1 protein-coding gene is annotated in these 223 nt (G+C 69.1%); it reads left to right on the top strand.

From position 1 onward, the window contains the following. A partial coding sequence (locus tag WFI16_RS27000; protein ID WP_419900924.1) for an EF-Tu/IF-2/RF-3 family GTPase occupies positions 1-223 on the top strand: 223 nt, incomplete at both ends.

The following is a 223-nucleotide window of genomic DNA, read 5'->3' on the forward strand; positions in this document are numbered from 1 at the left end:
GCCGATCGAGGACGTGTTCTCGATCTCGGGCCGCGGCACCGTGGTGACCGGCCGCGTCGAGCGCGGCATCGTCAAGGTCGGTGAGGAAGTCGAGATCGTCGGCCTGAAGGCCACGGTGAAGACGACCGTGACCGGCGTCGAGATGTTCCGCAAGCTGCTGGACAGCGGCGAGGCCGGCGACAACATCGGCGCCCTGCTGCGCGGCACCAAGCGCGAGGACGTC

It is taken from the genome of Roseomonas sp. USHLN139, from assembly GCF_037145735.1.
Taxonomy (GTDB): domain Bacteria; phylum Pseudomonadota; class Alphaproteobacteria; order Acetobacterales; family Acetobacteraceae; genus Pseudoroseomonas.